This window comes from Azospirillum sp. ST 5-10, assembly GCF_051225715.1.
GTDB lineage: Bacteria > Pseudomonadota > Alphaproteobacteria > Azospirillales > Azospirillaceae > Azospirillum.
In genome coordinates, this window is record NZ_JBPJSP010000008.1 from 54037 (window position 1) to 70592 (window position 16556).

General features: G+C 73.9%; 16 protein-coding genes. 10 read left to right on the forward strand and 6 right to left on the reverse strand.

The features are described 5' to 3' along the window. Positions 1–105 precede the first annotated feature (105 nt). Positions 106–1116: a homocysteine S-methyltransferase family protein gene (locus tag ACSBPG_RS11515; protein WP_435537302.1), complete on the forward strand. Its 1011-nt coding sequence runs from the start codon at positions 106–108 to the stop codon at positions 1114–1116. On the opposite strand, the gene atzF is transcribed toward ACSBPG_RS11515, so the two are convergent. Further along, the gene (gene atzF, locus ACSBPG_RS11520; protein ID WP_435537303.1) at positions 1076–2887 is read right to left on the reverse strand and encodes an allophanate hydrolase; all 1812 of its coding nucleotides are present in this window, start codon (positions 2885–2887) and stop codon (positions 1076–1078) included. The two genes, ACSBPG_RS11515 and atzF, sit on opposite strands and share 41 nt — an antisense overlap. Further along, positions 2859–3692: a GntR family transcriptional regulator gene (locus ACSBPG_RS11525; protein ID WP_435537304.1), complete on the reverse strand. Its 834-nt coding sequence runs from the start codon at positions 3690–3692 to the stop codon at positions 2859–2861. The genes atzF and ACSBPG_RS11525 overlap by 29 nt, the downstream gene beginning before the upstream one ends. Before the next feature lie 321 nt (positions 3693–4013). Here ACSBPG_RS11525 and ACSBPG_RS11530 point away from each other — a divergent pair, with 321 nt between their 5' ends. The 8 genes from ACSBPG_RS11530 to ACSBPG_RS11565 all read left to right on the forward strand — a co-directional run bounded on the left by ACSBPG_RS11530 (position 4014) and on the right by ACSBPG_RS11565 (position 11082). Next, positions 4014–5141 carry a BMP family ABC transporter substrate-binding protein gene (locus ACSBPG_RS11530; RefSeq protein WP_435537305.1) on the forward strand — a complete coding sequence of 376 codons (1128 nt, stop codon included), beginning with the start codon at positions 4014–4016 and terminating at the stop codon, positions 5139–5141. 144 nt (positions 5142–5285) lie between these two features. Next, on the forward strand, positions 5286–6338 hold the full coding sequence (locus ACSBPG_RS11535; RefSeq protein ID WP_435537306.1) for an ABC transporter permease: 1053 nt from the start codon (positions 5286–5288) through the stop codon (positions 6336–6338). Between the two features lie 3 nt (positions 6339–6341). Then, the gene (locus ACSBPG_RS11540; protein ID WP_435537307.1) at positions 6342–7268 is read left to right on the forward strand and encodes an ABC transporter permease; all 927 of its coding nucleotides are present in this window, start codon (positions 6342–6344) and stop codon (positions 7266–7268) included. Positions 7269–7304: 36 nt separating this feature from the next. Next, positions 7305–7988: a biuret amidohydrolase gene (gene biuH, locus ACSBPG_RS11545; protein ID WP_435537308.1), complete on the forward strand. Its 684-nt coding sequence runs from the start codon at positions 7305–7307 to the stop codon at positions 7986–7988. Then, the gene (locus tag ACSBPG_RS11550; RefSeq protein ID WP_435537309.1) at positions 7985–9526 is read left to right on the forward strand and encodes an ABC transporter ATP-binding protein; all 1542 of its coding nucleotides are present in this window, start codon (positions 7985–7987) and stop codon (positions 9524–9526) included. The genes biuH and ACSBPG_RS11550 overlap by 4 nt, the downstream gene beginning before the upstream one ends. 19 nt (positions 9527–9545) lie before the next feature. Further along, complete coding sequence (locus tag ACSBPG_RS11555; protein WP_435537310.1) at positions 9546–10223, forward strand: cysteine hydrolase family protein; 678 nt, start codon at positions 9546–9548, stop codon at positions 10221–10223. Continuing rightward, on the forward strand, positions 10220–10600 hold the full coding sequence (locus ACSBPG_RS11560; protein ID WP_435537311.1) for a cupin domain-containing protein: 381 nt from the start codon (positions 10220–10222) through the stop codon (positions 10598–10600). The genes ACSBPG_RS11555 and ACSBPG_RS11560 overlap by 4 nt, the downstream gene beginning before the upstream one ends. A 110-nt stretch (positions 10601–10710) precedes the next feature. Next, positions 10711–11082, forward strand: coding sequence for a c-type cytochrome (locus tag ACSBPG_RS11565; protein WP_435537312.1), 372 nt, complete (start codon positions 10711–10713; stop codon positions 11080–11082). A gap of 171 nt (positions 11083–11253) precedes the next feature. On the opposite strand, the gene ACSBPG_RS11570 is transcribed toward ACSBPG_RS11565, so the two are convergent. From ACSBPG_RS11570 to ACSBPG_RS11580, 3 genes are all read right to left on the reverse strand, one after another. Continuing rightward, positions 11254–11691, reverse strand: coding sequence for a DUF4383 domain-containing protein (locus ACSBPG_RS11570; RefSeq protein ID WP_435537313.1), 438 nt, complete (start codon positions 11689–11691; stop codon positions 11254–11256). Between the two features lie 72 nt (positions 11692–11763). Next, positions 11764–12408 carry an ATP-binding cassette domain-containing protein gene (locus ACSBPG_RS11575; RefSeq protein ID WP_435537314.1) on the reverse strand — a complete coding sequence of 215 codons (645 nt, stop codon included), beginning with the start codon at positions 12406–12408 and terminating at the stop codon, positions 11764–11766. Next, the gene (locus ACSBPG_RS11580) at positions 12405–14150 is read right to left on the reverse strand and encodes an ABC transporter permease (RefSeq protein WP_435537315.1); all 1746 of its coding nucleotides are present in this window, start codon (positions 14148–14150) and stop codon (positions 12405–12407) included. Before ACSBPG_RS11580 ends, ACSBPG_RS11575 begins: the two co-directional genes overlap by 4 nt. 119 nt (positions 14151–14269) lie before the next feature. Between ACSBPG_RS11580 and ACSBPG_RS11585 the strand changes: the two genes are divergently transcribed. Beyond that, positions 14270–15325 (forward strand): SPASM domain-containing protein, encoded by a 1056-nt coding sequence (locus tag ACSBPG_RS11585; RefSeq protein ID WP_435537316.1) that lies wholly within the window; start codon positions 14270–14272, stop codon positions 15323–15325. Here ACSBPG_RS11585 and ACSBPG_RS11590 read toward each other — a convergent pair. Beyond that, on the reverse strand, positions 15310–16521 hold the full coding sequence (locus ACSBPG_RS11590; RefSeq protein WP_435537317.1) for an ABC transporter substrate-binding protein: 1212 nt from the start codon (positions 16519–16521) through the stop codon (positions 15310–15312). The two genes, ACSBPG_RS11585 and ACSBPG_RS11590, sit on opposite strands and share 16 nt — an antisense overlap. Between the last annotated feature and the right edge of the window lie 35 nt (positions 16522–16556).

The window sequence follows — 16556 nt, forward strand, 5'->3', positions numbered from 1 at the left end:
TTTGTCAACGGAAAGGGGCGCTCCGCCATAAGGTTGACCGCGGTCGGCGGCGGTGGTGCAGTGGCCGTCCGAATCCCCTGGGACGACGCGGCGAGGACGGAGAGCATGGCGCGATTTGCCGAGGCCTTGGCGGCGGAACCGTTCATCCTCACGGACGGCGGGATCGAGACCCGCATCCTCTACGAGACCGCCCTTCCCCTGCACCCCCAGCTCGAGGTCGCCGGGCTGGTGCTGGCGGGCGGCGAGGGCGGCGCCGCGATGGAACGGCTCTACGCCGACTATCTCGAGGTGGGGCGGCGCCACGGCGTGCCGATGATCGTCGGCACGCCGACCTTCCGCGCCCATCCCGACCGGATCGCCGCCGCCGGCCTGCCCCTGCCCGACGGCGTGCGCCGGGTCAACACGGCCTGCGCGGCCCTGCTGCAGGCGCTGCGCGCCACCCTCGGCGCCTATGCCGGGAAGGTCTTCATCGCCGGGGTCATCGGCCCGCGCGGCGACGCCTACCGGCCCGCGGAGGGGGCCGCCGAGGACGTCGCCGCCGCCTACCACCGCACCCAGGCCGAGGCGCTGGCCGCGGCCGGCGTCGACCTGCTGTTCGCCCCCGCCTTCCCGGCCGCCCCGGAGAGCGTCGGCGCCGCCCGCGCCATGGCCGCCACCGGCCTGCCCTACGCGCTGAGCGTCGTGGTGCGCGGCGACGGCACCCTGCTCGACGGCACGCCCCTCGACACCCTCGTCCGGACGGTCGACGCGCGGGTCTCGCCCCGCCCGCTCTACTACGCGCTGAGCTGCGTGCACACCTCGCTGGGCGCCGCCGCCCTCACGGCGGCCACGTCCGGCCGGGTGCGCGGCCTGAAGGCCAACGGCTCCCGCCTGCCGCCGGAGGAACTGGTCGCCCTCGACCGCCTCGACAGCGAGCCGCCGGAGGATTTCGCCGCGGCCATGCTCGACCTGCACGCCCGCTTCGGGCTGCGGGTGCTGGGCGGCTGCTGCGGCACCGGGCCGGCCCACATCGACGCGCTGGCCGGCCGGCTGCGCGGGGCGTTCCGATCCTCCGGGGGTGCGCCGGGAGCCGGCGTCACCGGGCGAGCCAGGCGCGCCAGCCGCCGTAGTCCGTGATGTCCTCCGCCTCCGCCGCGGCGTAGGCCTCGCAGAGGAAGCCCTGCACCCGGCTGCCGTCCTCCAGCTCCATGGTGCCGATGCCGAGCGGCGCCGGGACTCCGGCCACCAGCTCGCCGAAGCCGCCGACCGGCATTTCCCAGACCTCGACGGCGACGGCGGCACCGCCCTCGCCGACGCGCACCATCCCGGGCCGGGCCGGCCGCCGCCCCGGCAGCGCGTACAGCCGGTAGAGAGGCGCCGTCCGCGTGTGCCGGAACAGCCGGCCGCCGCGCTCCGTCAGCTCGTGGTTGAGGGGCAGGCCGGCCATGTGGGCGCCGACCACGGCGACCCGCACGTGGCCGCGCCGCGGCACCGGCTCGGCGGCCGGTGCGGCCGGCGGCAGCGGCGCCCCGGTGGCGCCCAGCGGCAGCGCCGCCGCCTCGTGCAGCGCGGCGGCGATGCCCAGCACCCGGGCCTCCTCGAACGCCGGCGCCGCCAGGGTCACGCCGAAGGGCAGACCGTCGGGCTGGAAGCCGGACGGCACCGCCACGCCGCACAGGTCCAGCAGGTTCATGAAGTTGGTGTAGGTCCCGAGATTGCTGTTGAGGCGGATCGGGTCGGCTTCCACCTCGGCGATGGTGTAGATGGTCCCGGCCGTCGGCGTCAGCAGCACGTCGGCCTTGCGCCACACCGGCTGGGTGGCGCGGGCCAGCTCGCGCAGGCGGTAGACGGCGCGGAACGCCTCCACCGCCGAGCGCGACCGGCCGCCCTCGACGATGGCGCGGACCACCGGATGCCCGACCCCGGGGTGGGCCGCCAGGAAGTCGCCGATCGCCGCCGTGCGCTCGGCCACCCACGGCCCGTCGTAGAGCAGCCGCGCCGCCTCCAGGAAGGGGGCGAAGTCGACGGCGACCGGGGTGCCGCCCAGCGCCTTCAGGTGGTCGACCGCCTCGACGAAGAGGCGCGGCGTGTGCGGGTTGCCGAAGAACTGCAGCTGGTCGGGCAGCGGCATGGCGAAGCGGAACGGCGCCGGCCGGGCCGGCGTGAGGTCGGCGCGGTCGGCCTCGGGGCGGGAGAAGGGGTCGTGCGGGTCGAAGCCGGCGGCGACGGCGCCCACCGCCGCCGCGTCGGCCACCGTCAGGGCGAAGACGCTGACGCAGTCGAGCGAGCGGCAGGCGGGGACCACGCCGCGGGCGCTGAACAGGCCGCAGGTCGGCTTCAGCCCGACCAGGTTGTTGAAGGCGGCCGGCACCCGGCCGGATCCCGCGGTGTCGGTGCCGAGCGCGAAGCTGACCAGCCCGGCCGCCACCGCCGCCGCCGAGCCGGAGGACGAGCCGCCCGACACGTACGCCGGGTCGAAGGTGTTGCGCACGGCGCCGAAGGGCGAGCGCACGCCGACCAGCCCGGTGGCGAACTGGTCGAGGTTGGTCTTGCCGACGAACAGGGCCCCGGCCGCCGTCAGGCGCTGCACCACGACCGCCGTCTCGCGGGGCAGGTAGGCGAAATCCGGGCAGGCGGCCGTGGTGTCCAGGCCGGCGACGTCGATGTTGTCCTTGACCGCGAAGGGGATGCCGTAGAGCGGCAGCTCGGCGGGCGAGCGGGCGGCCAGCGCCTCCGCGGCGGTGAGCACCGCGACCTCGGACTCCCGGGCGATCCACACCGCGTCGTCGCCGTGGCCGGCGATGCGGTTCAGCACGGATTCGGCGACCTCGCGCGGCGTCGTCCCGCCGGCGAGGTAACGGGCCCGCAGGCTGGCGATGTCAAGGCTGTCGCGATTCGAGAAGCCCATGGCGTTCCTCTTCGTCGGCGGTTCGGTGTGTGGTTTCGGGGGACGGGGCGGCGGCGCGGGTGACGACCACCTCGGCCGAGGCGACGCTGACGATCTGCACGTGCGCCCGCATGGCCCGCGCGGCGCCGTCGCCGTCGCCGCACAGGATGGCGCGCACGACCTCGTCGTGCTCCGCCCAGGACTTCGCGAGACGGCCCAGCATCAGGAAGGAGGCGCGGCGGAACGGCGCCACCCGGCGGCGCGCCGCCAGCACCGTCTCCTCCAGCTCGCCGTTGTGGGCGCCGCGATAGAGGGCGGCGTGGAAGCGGCGGTTGACGCCCTCGTACCCCTCGCGGTCGCCGGAGCGCACGTACGCCGCGGAGTCGCGGTGCAGCGTCTCCAGATCCATGCGCTCGCGCGGCGTCATCCGTTCGGCGGCGAGGCGGGCGGTCACGGCCTCCAGCTCGGCCATGACCTCGAACATCTCGTAGAGGCGCTCCTCGCCGATCGCGGCGACGGCGGCGCCCCGGTTGGGCTGGTGCTCCACCAGCCCGGTCGCCACCAGCAGCCGCAGCGCCTCGCGCACCGGCGTCCGCGACACCCGGAAGCGGGCCGCCAGATCCTGCTCCTCGAGGCGCGCGCCCGGCAGCAGCCGGCCGTCGACGATGTCGTCCGCCAGCCGCTGCACCAGGTCGTCGACCAGCGTCCCCCGGGCGCGCACCTCGGTCGCGCGCCCGGCGGCCCGCATCCGCCCGTTCCGCCCTTTCGGCGCCGTGTCGCGCATCGCTCCCGCCTCGTCCTGCCGCCTCGTCGTGCCCAGCCCCATGCATACATCGTTCCAGTCCGCACGGCCAGACGCGCAAGCGGCGGAAATCAACGGCTGGGCGACGCCACACGGAGGCGGGCGGGGTGAAACATGCATACAAACGTCCAATGTTTGTGCACACGCGAACGGCGCGATTAAAATTTGATCATCGACGTCGGTGGAAACGCGCCTTCGGAAACGGTTCTCCCAACATTTATTGACCAAAATCAAATAATTACGCAAACAGCTACGGCTTGGCACACGGTTTGCTGATTGTGTACACGGCGAGGCGACGCGCCGGCGAGGCGCGCCACCGACACATTCCAGAGGGGGACCGGATCCATGGCCGACCAGCACCGCCTTTCCCGCCGCACCATCCTGCACAGCGCGGGGGCAGCCGGCGCCCTCGGGCTCCTCGGCGCGGGCCTGCCCTGGAAAGCGGCACGGGCCAAGGACCTCGTGGTCGGCTTCGTCTATGTCGGCCCGCGCGACGACTTCGGCTACAACCAAGCCCACGCCGAGGGCGCCGCGGCGGTCAAGACGCTCGCCGGCGTGACCGTGCTGGAGGAGGAGAACGTCCCCGAGACGGTCGACGTCGAGAAGTCCATGGAGAGCATGATCGAGCTCGACGGCGCCACCCTGCTCTTTCCCACCTCCTTCGGCTATTTCGACCCGCACGTGCTGAAGGAGGCGAAGAAGCATCCCGACCTGACGTTCCTCCATTGCGGCGGCCTGTGGACGGCGGGCAAGCACCCGGCCAACGTCGGCAGCTATTTCGGCTACATCGACGAGGCGCAGTATCTCTCGGGCATCGTCGCCGCCTACGCGTCCAAATCGAAGAAGCTGGGCTTCGTCGCCGCCAAGCCGATCCCGCAGGTGCTGCGCAACATCAACTCCTTCACGCTGGGCGCCCGCTCGGTCGACCCGGCGGTGACGACGGCGGTGATCTTCACCGGCGACTGGTCCATGCCGGTCAAGGAGGCCGAGGCCACCAACAGCCTGATCGACCAGGGGGTCGACGTCGTCACCTGCCACGTCGACAGCCCCAAGGTGGTGGTGGAGACGGCCGAACGCCGCGGCATCTTCTGCACCGGCTACCACGCCAGCCAGGCGGCGCTGGCGCCGAAGGGCTACCTGACCGGGGCGGAGTGGAACTGGGCCAAGGTCTACACCGACTACGTGGGCCTGGTGCAGGCGGGCAAGACGGTGCCCAACCTGGTGCGCGGCGGCCTCAAGGAGGGAATCGTGAAGACCTCGGCCTACGGCCCGGCCGCTCCGGACAAGGCGCGCGCCCACGCCGACGACGTCAAGGCCAAGTTCATGGCCGGCGACTTCGTGATCTACAAGGGGCCGATCAAGGACAACAAGGGCAACACGGTGATCGCCTCCGGCACCGCCCAGGGGCAGACCGACATCGCCCTGGAATCCATGAACTACCTGGTGGAAGGGGTGGTCGGCAGCGTGGGGTGAGGCGGTGGCGGCGACGTCGTCGCATCGGTCCCCCACCCAACCCTCCCCCACTGACGCGGGGGAGGGCTTCTCTCCTCCCCCCGCGAAGTGGGGGGAGGTCGGGAGGGGGGGCCGGGCCTGCACTCTCCCGCGAAGGATCCCGCCATGTCCCTCGACCGCCTTCTTCCGCCCGTGATCGCGCTCGCCGCGGCGATGGTGCTGTTCGGGCTGTTCGTGGCCGCCGTCGGCGTCGACCCGCTGACGACCTACGCGCTGATGTACAAGGGGGCCTTCGGCTCCTGGTTCTCGTGGCAGAACACCCTGACCCGCGCCGCGCCGCTGGTGCTGACGGCGCTGTGCACGGCGCTGCCGGCCCAACTCGGCCTCGTCGTCATCGGCGGCGAAGGGGCGCTGGTGCTGGGTGGGCTGGCGGCGGTGGCGACGGCGCTGGCGCTCGACGGCCTGCCGGCGCCGCTGGTCTGGGGCGCCATGGGGCTGGCCGGCATGGCCACCGGGGCGGCGCTGATCGGCCTCGCCGGGGCGCTGCGCCACGCCCGCGGCGTCAACGAGACCATCTCCTCCCTGCTGCTCACCTACATCGCCGTCGCCGTGCTGAACCACATGGTGGAGGGGCCGATGCGCGACCCCGCCAGCCTCAACAAGCCCTCCACGCCGCCGATCCCCGACCCCTACCTGATCGGCGCCATGCCCGGCATGGACGTCCACTGGGGGCTGGCGCTGGGTGTGCTGTTCGCCGTGGCCGCCTGGGTGCTGATGGCGCGCACGACCTTCGGCTTCGCCGCCCGGATGGTCGGCGGCAACCCGCGGGCGGCGCGCATGGCCGGCCTGCCGGTGGGGGTGCTGCTGGTGGTCACCTGCGCGCTCGGCGGCGCCGCGGCGGGGCTCGCCGGCGTGGTCGAGGTGGCCGCCGTGCATGGGCGGGCCAACGCCGCCATGGTCGCCGGCTACGGCTTCACCGGCATCCTCGTCGCCTTCCTCGCCCGCCAGAATCCGCTGGCCGTGATCCCGGTCGCCGTGCTGTTCGGCGGCATCGGCGCCAGCGGCGGCCTGCTGCAGCGCCGCCTCGACCTGCCCGACGCCGCCGTCCTGGTGCTGCAGGGCATCATCTTCGTCACCCTGCTCGCCAGCGAATCCCTGCAGGGACGCCTGTCCCTGCCCCGCCCCGCCGTCGCCGCGCGGCGCGCACAGGAGGCCTGAGCCATGGAGGACGCCGCCCTGGGATGGTGGGGGGTGCCGCTGGCGGTGCTGGCCGGCGCCATCCGCGTGTCGACCCCGTTCCTGTTCGTCAGCCTCGGCGAATGCCTGACCGAGAAGAGCGGGCGCATCAATCTCGGCCTCGAAGGCACCCTGGTGATGGGCGCCATGAGCGGCTACGCCGTCGCCTACGCCAGCGGCAGTCCGTGGGCCGGCGTGCTGGTCGCCGGGCTGGCCGGCACCGCCTTCGGCGCGCTGCACGCCGCGCTGTGCTCGTTGGAGCGGGTCAACGACATCGCCGTCGGCATCGCCCTGATGCTGCTGGGCACCGGCCTCGCCTTCTTCCTCGGCAAGCCGTTCATCCAGCCGCAGGCGCCGCAGCTTCCGGCGATCGCGCTCGGCTGGTGGAGCGACGTGCCGCAGGTGCAGTCGGCCCTGCGCATCAACGCCCTGTTCCTGGTGGGGCTGGCGCTGGCGCCCGCCCTGGTCTGGGCCCTGCGCTGCACGCGCTGGGGCATGGTGGTGCGCATCGTCGGCGAGAGCGCCGAGGCGGCGCGGGCCATGGGCTACCCGGTCAACGCCGTGCGCCTGGCGGCGACCGCCGCCGGCGGCTTCCTGGCCGGGGTCGGCGGCTCGTTCCTGTCGCTCTACTACCCCGGAAGCTGGAACGAGGGGCTGTCCAGCGGCCAGGGCATCACCGCGGTGGCGCTGGTCATCTTCGCCCGCTGGGACCCGATGCTGTGCTTCTACGCCTCGCTGCTGTTCGGCGGCGCCAGCGCGCTCGGGCCGGCGCTGCAGTCGGTCGGCATCACCGAGGGCTACTATCTGTTCAACGCCGCCCCCTACATCCTGACGCTCGCCATCATGGTCGCGACCTCGTCGTCGCGCCACCGCCTCGCCGGCGCGCCGGCGGAGCTGAGCGTCTCCCGCTGACCCGCACGAGCAACGACGAGACAGGGAGTTCCCGGCATGATCGAGCGCTTCATCCCCGCCGCCCCCTACCCCTGGCCCTACAACGGCGACCTGCGGCCGGAGAACACGGCGCTGATCGTCATCGACATGCAGACCGACTTCTGCGGCAAGGGCGGCTACGTCGACTGCATGGGCTACGATCTGGAGCTGACCCGCGCCCCCATCGAGCCGATCCGCCGCGTGCTCGCGGCCATGCGGGCCAAGGGCTACCACGTCCTCCACACCCGCGAGGGGCACCGTCCCGACCTGTCGGACCTGCCGGCCAACAAGCGCTGGCGCTCCCAGCGCATCGGCGCCGGCATCGGCGACCCCGGCCCGTGCGGCAAGATCCTGGTGCGCGGCGAGCCGGGCTGGGAGATCATCCCCGAGCTCGCCCCGCTGCCCGGCGAGCCGGTCATCGACAAGCCCGGCAAGGGCAGCTTCTGCGCCACCGACCTGGAGCTGATCCTCAACGTCAGAGGCATCCGCAACCTCGTGCTGACGGGGATCACCACCGACGTCTGCGTCCACACCACCATGCGCGAGGCCAACGACCGCGGCTTCGAGTGCGTGATCCTGGAGGACTGCTGCGGCGCCACCGATCCCGGCAACCACGCCGCCGCCATCAAGATGGTGACGATGCAGGGCGGGGTCTTCGGCTCGGTCAGCGACTCCGCGGCGCTGGTGGAGCACCTGCCATGAACGAGATGACCCGCGTCGCTCCGCCCGAGGTCACGGCGCCCGGCCTCGAGGCCATCGCCATGACCAAGCGCTTCGGCGGCTTCACCGCGCTCGACGACGTCACCGTGCGGGTGCGGCCGGGCACGGTGCACGCTCTGCTCGGCGAGAACGGCGCGGGCAAGAGCACGCTGGTCAAGTGCATCATGGGCTTCCACCGGGCGGACGCCGGCAGCGTCGTCGTCGGCGACCGCGAGGTCGGCGTCGACAGCCCGCGCACCGCCCAGCGCCACGGCCTCGGCATGGTCTACCAGCACTTCACCCTGGTGCCGCGGATGACGGTGCTGGAGAACCTGGTGATGGCCCGCGCCGACGTCCCCGCGGTCATCGACTGGGCCGGGGAGCGGCGGGCGCTCGCCGCCTTCATGGAGACCATGCCGTTCCGCGTGCCGATCGACGCGCCGGTCGCCACCCTGGCCGCCGGCGACAAGCAGAAGGCGGAGATCGTCAAGCAGCTCTACCTCAAGGCGCGCTTCCTCATCCTCGACGAGCCGACCTCGGTGCTGACCCCGGCGGAGGCCGACGAGATCCTCGGGCTGATCCGCACCATGGCGCTGGACGGCCGCCTCACCGTGCTGATCATCACCCACAAGTTCCGCGAGGTGATGGCCTTCGCCGACGAGGTGTCGGTGCTGCGCCGCGGCCGGCTGGTCGGTTCCGGCCCGGTGGCCGGCCACACCCCCGACAGCCTCGCCCGGCTGATGGTGGGCAGCGACGCGGTGGCCGCCCCGGCGGCCCGGGCGGCCACCGCGCGGGACACCGTGCGGCTGGAGATCGCCGGCCTGTGGGCCGACGACGATGGCGGGATGCCGGCGGTCCGCGGCCTCGACCTGCGGGTGCGCGGCGGCGAGATCGTCGGCGTCGCCGGCGTGTCGGGCAACGGCCAGGTGGAGCTGGTGCAGGTGCTGGCCGGCCAGCGGGCCGCCGCCGCCGGCGCCGTGCGCGTCCATGGCGAGCCCTATTTCGCCACCCGCCGGGAGATGACCCGCCACCGCGTCTTCTGCCTGCCGGAGGAGCCGCTGCGCTCGGCCTGCGTGCCCGGCATGAGCGTCGCCGAGAACATGGCCTTCCGCAGCTTCGACCGGCCGCCCTTCGCGGCCGGCGGCTGGTGGCTCCGCCGCGGCGAGATCCGTCGGGCGGCCGGCGAGCTGATCGCCCGTTACCGGGTCAAGACCACGTCGCCCGACGCGCCGATCGCCACCCTGTCCGGCGGCAACGTGCAGCGCGCCGTGCTGGCGCGCGAGCTGTCGGGGACGGTGGACGTGCTGGTCGCCGCCAACCCGGTGTTCGGCCTGGATTTCGCGGCCGTCGCCGACATCCACGCCCAGATCGTCGAGGCGCGCAACCGCGGCGCCGCGGTGCTGCTGGTCAGCGAGGACTTGGACGAGCTGCTGGAGCTGGCGGACCGGCTGGTGGTGATGTTCCAGGGCACCGTCGTCCACGAGACCGCCGCCGGCGACGCCGACCTCACCGCGATCGGCCGCCGCATGGCCGGGCACTGAGCCGCACAGAGGAGATCCCATGCCCATCGTCGCCGCCCGGCCGTTCGACGTCGCCCTGCCCCTGCAGCGCACGGCGCTGGTCGTCATCGACATGCAGCGCGACTTCCTGGAGCCCGGCGGGTTCGGCGAGACGCTCGGCAACGACGTCTCCCGGCTCGCGCCGGCGGTGGCGCCGGCCCGCGCCCTGCTCGACGGCTTCCGCGCCCGCGGTCTGCCGGTCGTCCACACCCGCGAGGCGCACCGCCCCGACCTGTCCGACTGCCCGCCGGCCAAGCGCGAACGCGGGCATCCGGGCCTGCGCATCGGCGATCCCGGCCCGATGGGCCGCATCCTGGTGGCGGGCGAGCCGGGGGCGGCGATCGTGCCGGAGCTGGCGCCGCTGCCCGGCGAGACCGTCATCGACAAGCCGGGCAAGGGCGCCTTCCACGCCACCGGGCTGCAGGCGGTGCTCGACGGGCTCGGCGTCACCCATCTGGTGTTCGCCGGCGTCACCACCGAGGTCTGCGTGCAGACGACCATGCGCGAGGCCAACGACCGCGGCTACGTCTGCCTGCTGGCCGAGGACGCCACCGAGAGCTACTTCCCCGCCTTCAAGGAGGCGACCCTGGCGATGATCCGCGCCCAGGGCGCCATCGTCGGCTGGACCGCCCCCACCGCAGCCATCCTCGCCGCCCTGCAGCCGGAGGCCGTCCGATGAGCGGAGATCATGCCGGCGGTCTCTTCGCGGGCGCCACGCCGCTGGTCCTCGCCGGCCTGCCCAGCGGCGGCGGCGACCTGCCGCCCCTGGTGTGGGAGCCGTTCCGCGAGGGCATCGCCGTGAGCTGGCTCTACCGCACCGGGGCCGACGGCCCCGCCGCCGCCTTCCTGCGCTACGAGCCCGGCGCCTCGGCGCCACGCCACGCCCACGACGGCTACGAGCACATCCTCGTCCTGGAGGGCAGCCAGGAGGACGCCCGCGGCCGCTACGCCGCCGGCACCCTCGTCGTCAACCCGCCGGGCAGCGAGCACACGGTGTCGAGCCCCGAGGGCTGTCTCGTGCTCATCGTCTGGGAACGGCCGGTGCGCTTCGTCTGAGCGAGGGGGTGCAAACCTGGCGCAGACCGGGCGATGCCGCTCGGCGGGAACCCGGCGGCGCCGGCCGGCGTTTCCCGGATGCCCCGCCGCCGCCCGAGGAGGCCCGCCCGGTGTCGCGCGCCGCCGCCGTCCTGTTCTGCCTGCTCCCGCCCGCCCTCATCGCCTGCGGCGCCGAACGCGTGCCGGAGGAGCGGATCGCCGACGCCGATCCCGACCGCGGGGCGGCGCTGATCCGCGCCTACGGCTGCCCGACCTGCCACATCGTGCCCGGCGTGCGCGGCCCCCGCGGCGTCGTCGGCCCGTCGCTCGAACAGTTCGGCCGGCGCGCCCTGATCGCCGGCATCGTCCCCAACCGGCCGGACACGCTGGTGCGCTGGGTCATGGACCCGCCCGGCCTGGCGCCCGACACCGGCATGCCGGACATGGGCATCCCCGAAGAGGAGGCGGCGGACATCGCCGCGTTCCTCTACACGCTGCGCTGACCGGGATGCCACGGTGGGAGGCGGCCGCGCGTCCGCCCCCCATCGGCGACACGGATCATACGAATTCCGCCTGAAGGCTTCATTCGTATGCCTCGCTCGATCAATGCTATTGCATTGATCTGCCGGGTTTTACGGTTCGCGGATGATCGAACCGATCATCCGCGAACCGTATCAGATCCGTGTGCCGTGCGCCTCGTGCACCGTGTCGTGCTCGTGGACGAAGAAGCCGACCCCGCCGGCGACGATGGCGATCAGCGCGTGCAGCCAGATGTCGTTGCCGTACAGCGGCACCAGGCCGAACACGGTCGCGAGGCCGGGGATGAAGCCCATGACGGTGAACACGAGATAGATCACCGCGGTCGCCTTCAGGAAGAAGCGGGAACTCGCGACGCCGGAGAAATAGGCGAAGAACGCCCACAGGCCGAAGGCGACGTGGACGAGGTTGTGCAGCCAGTTCACGGGGAAGATGCCGAACAGGCGGCCGTGCATGCCTTCCAGCGCCATGTCCTCGCCCCCCATCGGCATGGTGACGAGGCCGGGCACGAAGCCGAGGATGCCGACCGCCGCGAAGACCACGGCGAACAGCAGGGTCGTGTTGCGAGACCACATGGGGCCCTCCGTCTGTTGTGCGTTGCGCAAGCGCCCACACCAACAGGGAATCCGCGGCCTTGGTTGCACCGATCACGGGGTACCGCGGCCGAGCGCCACGACCGCGCCGCCGGCCGCCTCGGCGTCCGCCGGGTCGTGGGTGACCAGCAGGACCGGCAGGCCGGCCCGGCGGGCGTGCGCGAACACGAAGTCGCGGATCTGCCCGCGCAGGGCGGCGTCGAGCTTGCCGAACGGCTCGTCCAGCAGCAGCGCCCGCGGCGCCGACAGCAGGGTGCGCATCAGCGCCACCCGCGCCCGCTGCCCGCCCGACAGGGTCGCCGGGTCGCGGGCGGCGAAGCCGGCCAGCCCGCATTCCGCCAGCGCCCCCTCCACCGCCGCCGCCCGCGCCGCCCGCCCCCGCACCGCCGCCGGCAGCCCGAAGGCGAGGTTCTCGCCGACCGACAGGTGGGGAAACAGCAGGTCGTCCTGGAAGAGGATGCCGAGGCGCCGCCGCTCCGGCGGCAGCGCGGAGAGGTCGGCCCCGTCCAGGAGGACCCGCCCGCGGGCCCGGAAGGCCGGGCCGAGGCTGCCGGAGACGTAGGCCAGCAGGCTCGACTTGCCGCAGCCCGACGGCCCCATGACGGTCACCACGGCGCCCCGCGGCACCTCCAGCGACAGCGGCCCGACGATGGGCCGCCCCGCCACCTCCAGCGCCACGCCATCGAGCCGCAGGGTCATGCGCCGCGCATCCCCCGGCGGTGGCGGTGACGCCACGCCGGAACCGCCACCGCCAGGACGAAGGCCAGCAGCGGCAGCGCCCCCTGGGCGAAGGCGTACAGCGCCGTCACCCGACGGTCGCCGCCGCTGGCGAGCGCCACCGCCTCGGTGGTCAGGGTGGCGACCCGGCCGCCGCCGGCGAACAGCGTCGGCAGATACTGGCCGACGCTGACCGCGAAGCCGACGGCGGCGGCGGTGAGCAGCGGCCGCAGCAGCATCGCCAGCCGCACCCGGACGAACGCCGCGAGCGCCGGGACGCCGAGGCCGCGCGCCGTCCGCTCGTAGCGCTCGTCGAAGGCCCGCCAGGGATCCGACAGGGTGAGGAACAGGTACGGCAGCACGTACAGCAGGTGCGCCCACACCACGGCGGCCAGCGTGCCGTCCAGGCCGGCGGCCACCAGTCCGACCTGGATGCCGAACAGGAACCCCACGGCCGGCACCAGCAGCGGCAGATAAACCAGCAGCAGCGCCCGCTGCGACGGCGCCACGCCGGCGCGTCGCTCGTTCTCCAGGCAGCCGATCACCAGCACCAGCCCCGTCAGGGTCGCCGCCGCCGCGACCGCCAAGGTGCTCAGCGCCGGCCCCGCCAGCGCCGGCAGCGTGTCCGCCAGGGTCGCCAGCGACCAGCGCGCCGGCAGGGCGTCGGGGAAGCGCCAGTTCCACGCCACCGTCCACAGCGCCAGCACGACGAGCGCCCCCACCACCGCCGCCACCGCCAGCCCCATGACGAGGCCGCTCAGCCGCCGCACCAGCCGGCCATCGCCGCCGCGCCCGCCCGCCGCGATCCAGCGGCGGCCCGCCACCGCCGCCAGCCGCTCCGCCGCCAGCCACGTGGCGATGGCGGCGGCGACCAGGGCGAGCTGCAGCACGGCGCCGGCGGCGGCGCGGAACTGCAGGGTCAGGTCGGGGTCGGCGAACCAGCGCAGCACCAGCGGGGTCAGCGGCGGCGGCGTGCTCGGCGCCAGCACCAGCGCCGGCTCGACCGCCGACAGGGAATAGGCGAGCACCGCCAGGACCGCCAGTCGCACCCGCCGGTACACCGGCGGCAGCACCACCTTGAACCAGGCCGTGACCGGGCCGTAGCCGAGCGCCCGCGCCGCCGCCAGCAGCGCGTCGGCGCGGACCTGCCCGAGGGCGGCGACGATCATCAGGACGAGGAACGGCACCTCCTTGCAGATCAGGGCCACGGTCAGGGCCAGCCCCCAGGGGTCCTGGATCAGCGCCACGTCGGGCGGCCGCTGCCAACCGGTCGCCCACGGCGACAGCAGGCGGGGAATCCAGCCGGCGGGCGCCACCAGGAAGGCGAAGCCGATGGCGAACGCCGCGTGCGGCACCGCCAGCAGCGGCGGCAGCAGGCGCCGCAGCCGCGCGAACCACGGGCTGCCGTGCCAGGCCGCGCAGAAGGCGACGGCGAGGGCCAGCGACGCCGCCGTGGCGGCGCCCCCGGTGGTCACCGTCAGCCGCACCGACGCCGCCAGGCCGGGCGCTGCCAGCAGATCGCGCCAGGCCGCCAGCCCGGGCTCGGTCCCGCCCAGGGCGGGCAGGAGGCCGAACGCGGGCAGCACGGTGCCGAGCAGCCCCGCCAGGATCGGCGCCAGGAAGGCGATCACCGTCAGCGCCGGGAAGAGGGCCAGCCAGCCGCCGCCGCCGCCGGCCCGGCGCACCGCCCCGCCGGCGAGGCGGACGGCGCGGGCGACGCTCATCTCGCCCCCTCCGGCCGCGCACCCTCACGGCGAAGTGACCGCCCCTTCCGCGGCTCCCGGTTTTCCCGGGCCGGCCGCCGCGCCATGTTGTCCCCGGGAAACACCGTCGGGAGCGCGCCGTGGAATCGATCTATTACGTGCTGTGCTGGGCCTGCCATCGCCGCTGCCGGCACTGCTACGAGGACCGCTTCCGCCCCTACACGGGGGCCGCGCTGGAGGCCGTGGTCCGCGAAGCGGAGGAGAACGCCCCGCGCATCGTCGCGCACCTCCCGCCCTCCATGCTGTACCGCGACCTCGGCGCCGTCGACGACCACGGCGAGCCCCGCGTCGGGCGGGGCCGCATCATCCTCGCCGGCGGCGACGTCCTGGTCGATCCGGTGCGCGAACGGGTGCTCTACCCGACGCTCGACCGCCTGCGCGCACGCTACGCCGACCGGGGCGGCGTGCGCCTGGTGGTGCAGACCACCGGCGACCTGGTGACGGAGGAGATCGTCGCCGACCTGCTGCGCCACGGCGCCGAGCACATCTCCGTCTCCGGCATGGACGATTTCCACGTCGGCATGCAGGGCGAGCGCAAGGAGGCGCTGCGCGCCCGGCTGACCACCCTGTTCGCCCGGCTCGGCCTGGTGCCCGGCGGCGCCGCCGAGGGCGATCCCGGGCAGCCCAGCTATTCCTTCTTCGGCGCCACGCCCGATCAGTGGATCGGCAAGATCTGGCCGCGCGGCCGGGCTTGGGACAACGGGCTGTCGACGGCGACGCTCGCCGACAATTTCTGCAGCCGCTGGTCCGGCGGGCTCGGCTTCCTGCGCCACGGCTTCGCCGGCTCGGAGGTGGCGGTGGAGCCCAACGGCGCGGTCTATCCCTGCTGCCTGAAGACCGCCGCGCCGCTCGGCTCGCTGCTGGAGGAGCCATTGACGGACATCCTCGACAGCCTGGCCGGCCATCCCGCCTTCGAGGCGCTGTCGGCCGGCCAGCCCGAACGGATGGGGCTCGCCGCGGGCTGGTCGGTCGACGACTTCCTGGCCGCCTGCGCGACGACGACGCCGGACGGCCGGAGTTACCGCAACCTGTGCATCGGCTGCGACCGCTTCCACGCGCAGGTGCTGGGCCCGGTCATCGAGTCCCTGCGCGCTGAGCGCCACCGCGCCCGTCACGGCGCTCAGCCCGCGGCGTAGCGGCGCTGCCATTCCCGCTCGATCCGCTCCATCCACGAGGGGTGCGGCTCGGCCAGCGACGGGCCGAGCGCGCCCGGCGCCGGCGCCGCCTCGTGGCGGGGAATCGCCTCGAACAGGGCGCGGTCCGCCGGGGTCAGCTTCGCCAGGTCGAGCACCGTCTCCGAGCCCCAGTGGCGGGGATCCGCCTTGCGCGCCTGCGCCTCCGGCGACAGCAGGAAATCGGCCACCACCATCGCCCCCTCCTTGGCGTTCGCGTTGTAGGGAATCGCCACGAAGCTGGCGTTGCCGATGGTGCCGCCGTCGAGCGCGTACACGCGCGCCGTCGGCGGCAGCAGCCCGGCCTCGATGGCGCTCGCCGCTTCGAGCGCGGTGAAGGCCAGGGACAGGTCGACCTCGCCGTCGTTGAGCAGGCGCCGCTGGTCGGGGCCGCTGGCGGGAAAGACGCGCCCGCCGCGCCACAGCACCGGATGCAGCGCGTCGAGATAGGCCCACAGCGGCGCCGTCGCGTCGGCGAAGGAGGGATCGACCGCCGGCGACCGGAGCAGGGCGGGGTCGGGCGTCAGCGCGATCAGCACCTGCTTGAGGAAGGTGGTGCCGAGGAAGTTGGGCGGCTGCGGATAGGTGAAGCGGCCGGGGTTCGCGGTGGCCCAGCCCAGCAGGGAGCGCACGCTGCGCGGCGGGTCGGGCAAGGTGGCGGTGTCGTGGACGAGGACGAAGCGGGCCATCCCCCAGGGCGCCTCGAGCCCGTCCACCGGCACGGTGAAGTCGACCGTCGTCGGCTTCGTCGCGGTGTCGACCAGGGCGAAATGGGGCAGCATGGCGGTGAAGGGGCCGAACAGCAGGCCGTTCTCCTTCATGGCGGCGAAGTTCTCGCCGTTGATCCACATGAGGTCGACCGAGCCCCCCTCGTCCCGCCCCGCCGTCCTCTCCGCCAGCACCCGGCTCACCGTGGCGGCGATGTCGGTGACCTTGACGTGGCGCAGGTCGATCCCGTGGCGCTGGCGGACCGCGTCCGCCACCCACTGGAGGTAGGCGTTGGCCTCGGCCGAGCCGCCCCAGGCGTTGAAGTAGACGGTCTGGCCGCGCGCCCGTTCGCGCACCGCCTCCCAGCTCGGCGCCTGCACGCCCTGGGCGGCGGCCGGGGCCGCCCACAGCGCCAGCACCAGAACCAGGATCGCCCGAACCGCACGCCGCATCGCCGTCCTCCCGCCATGTCCGCCGCCAAGATGGT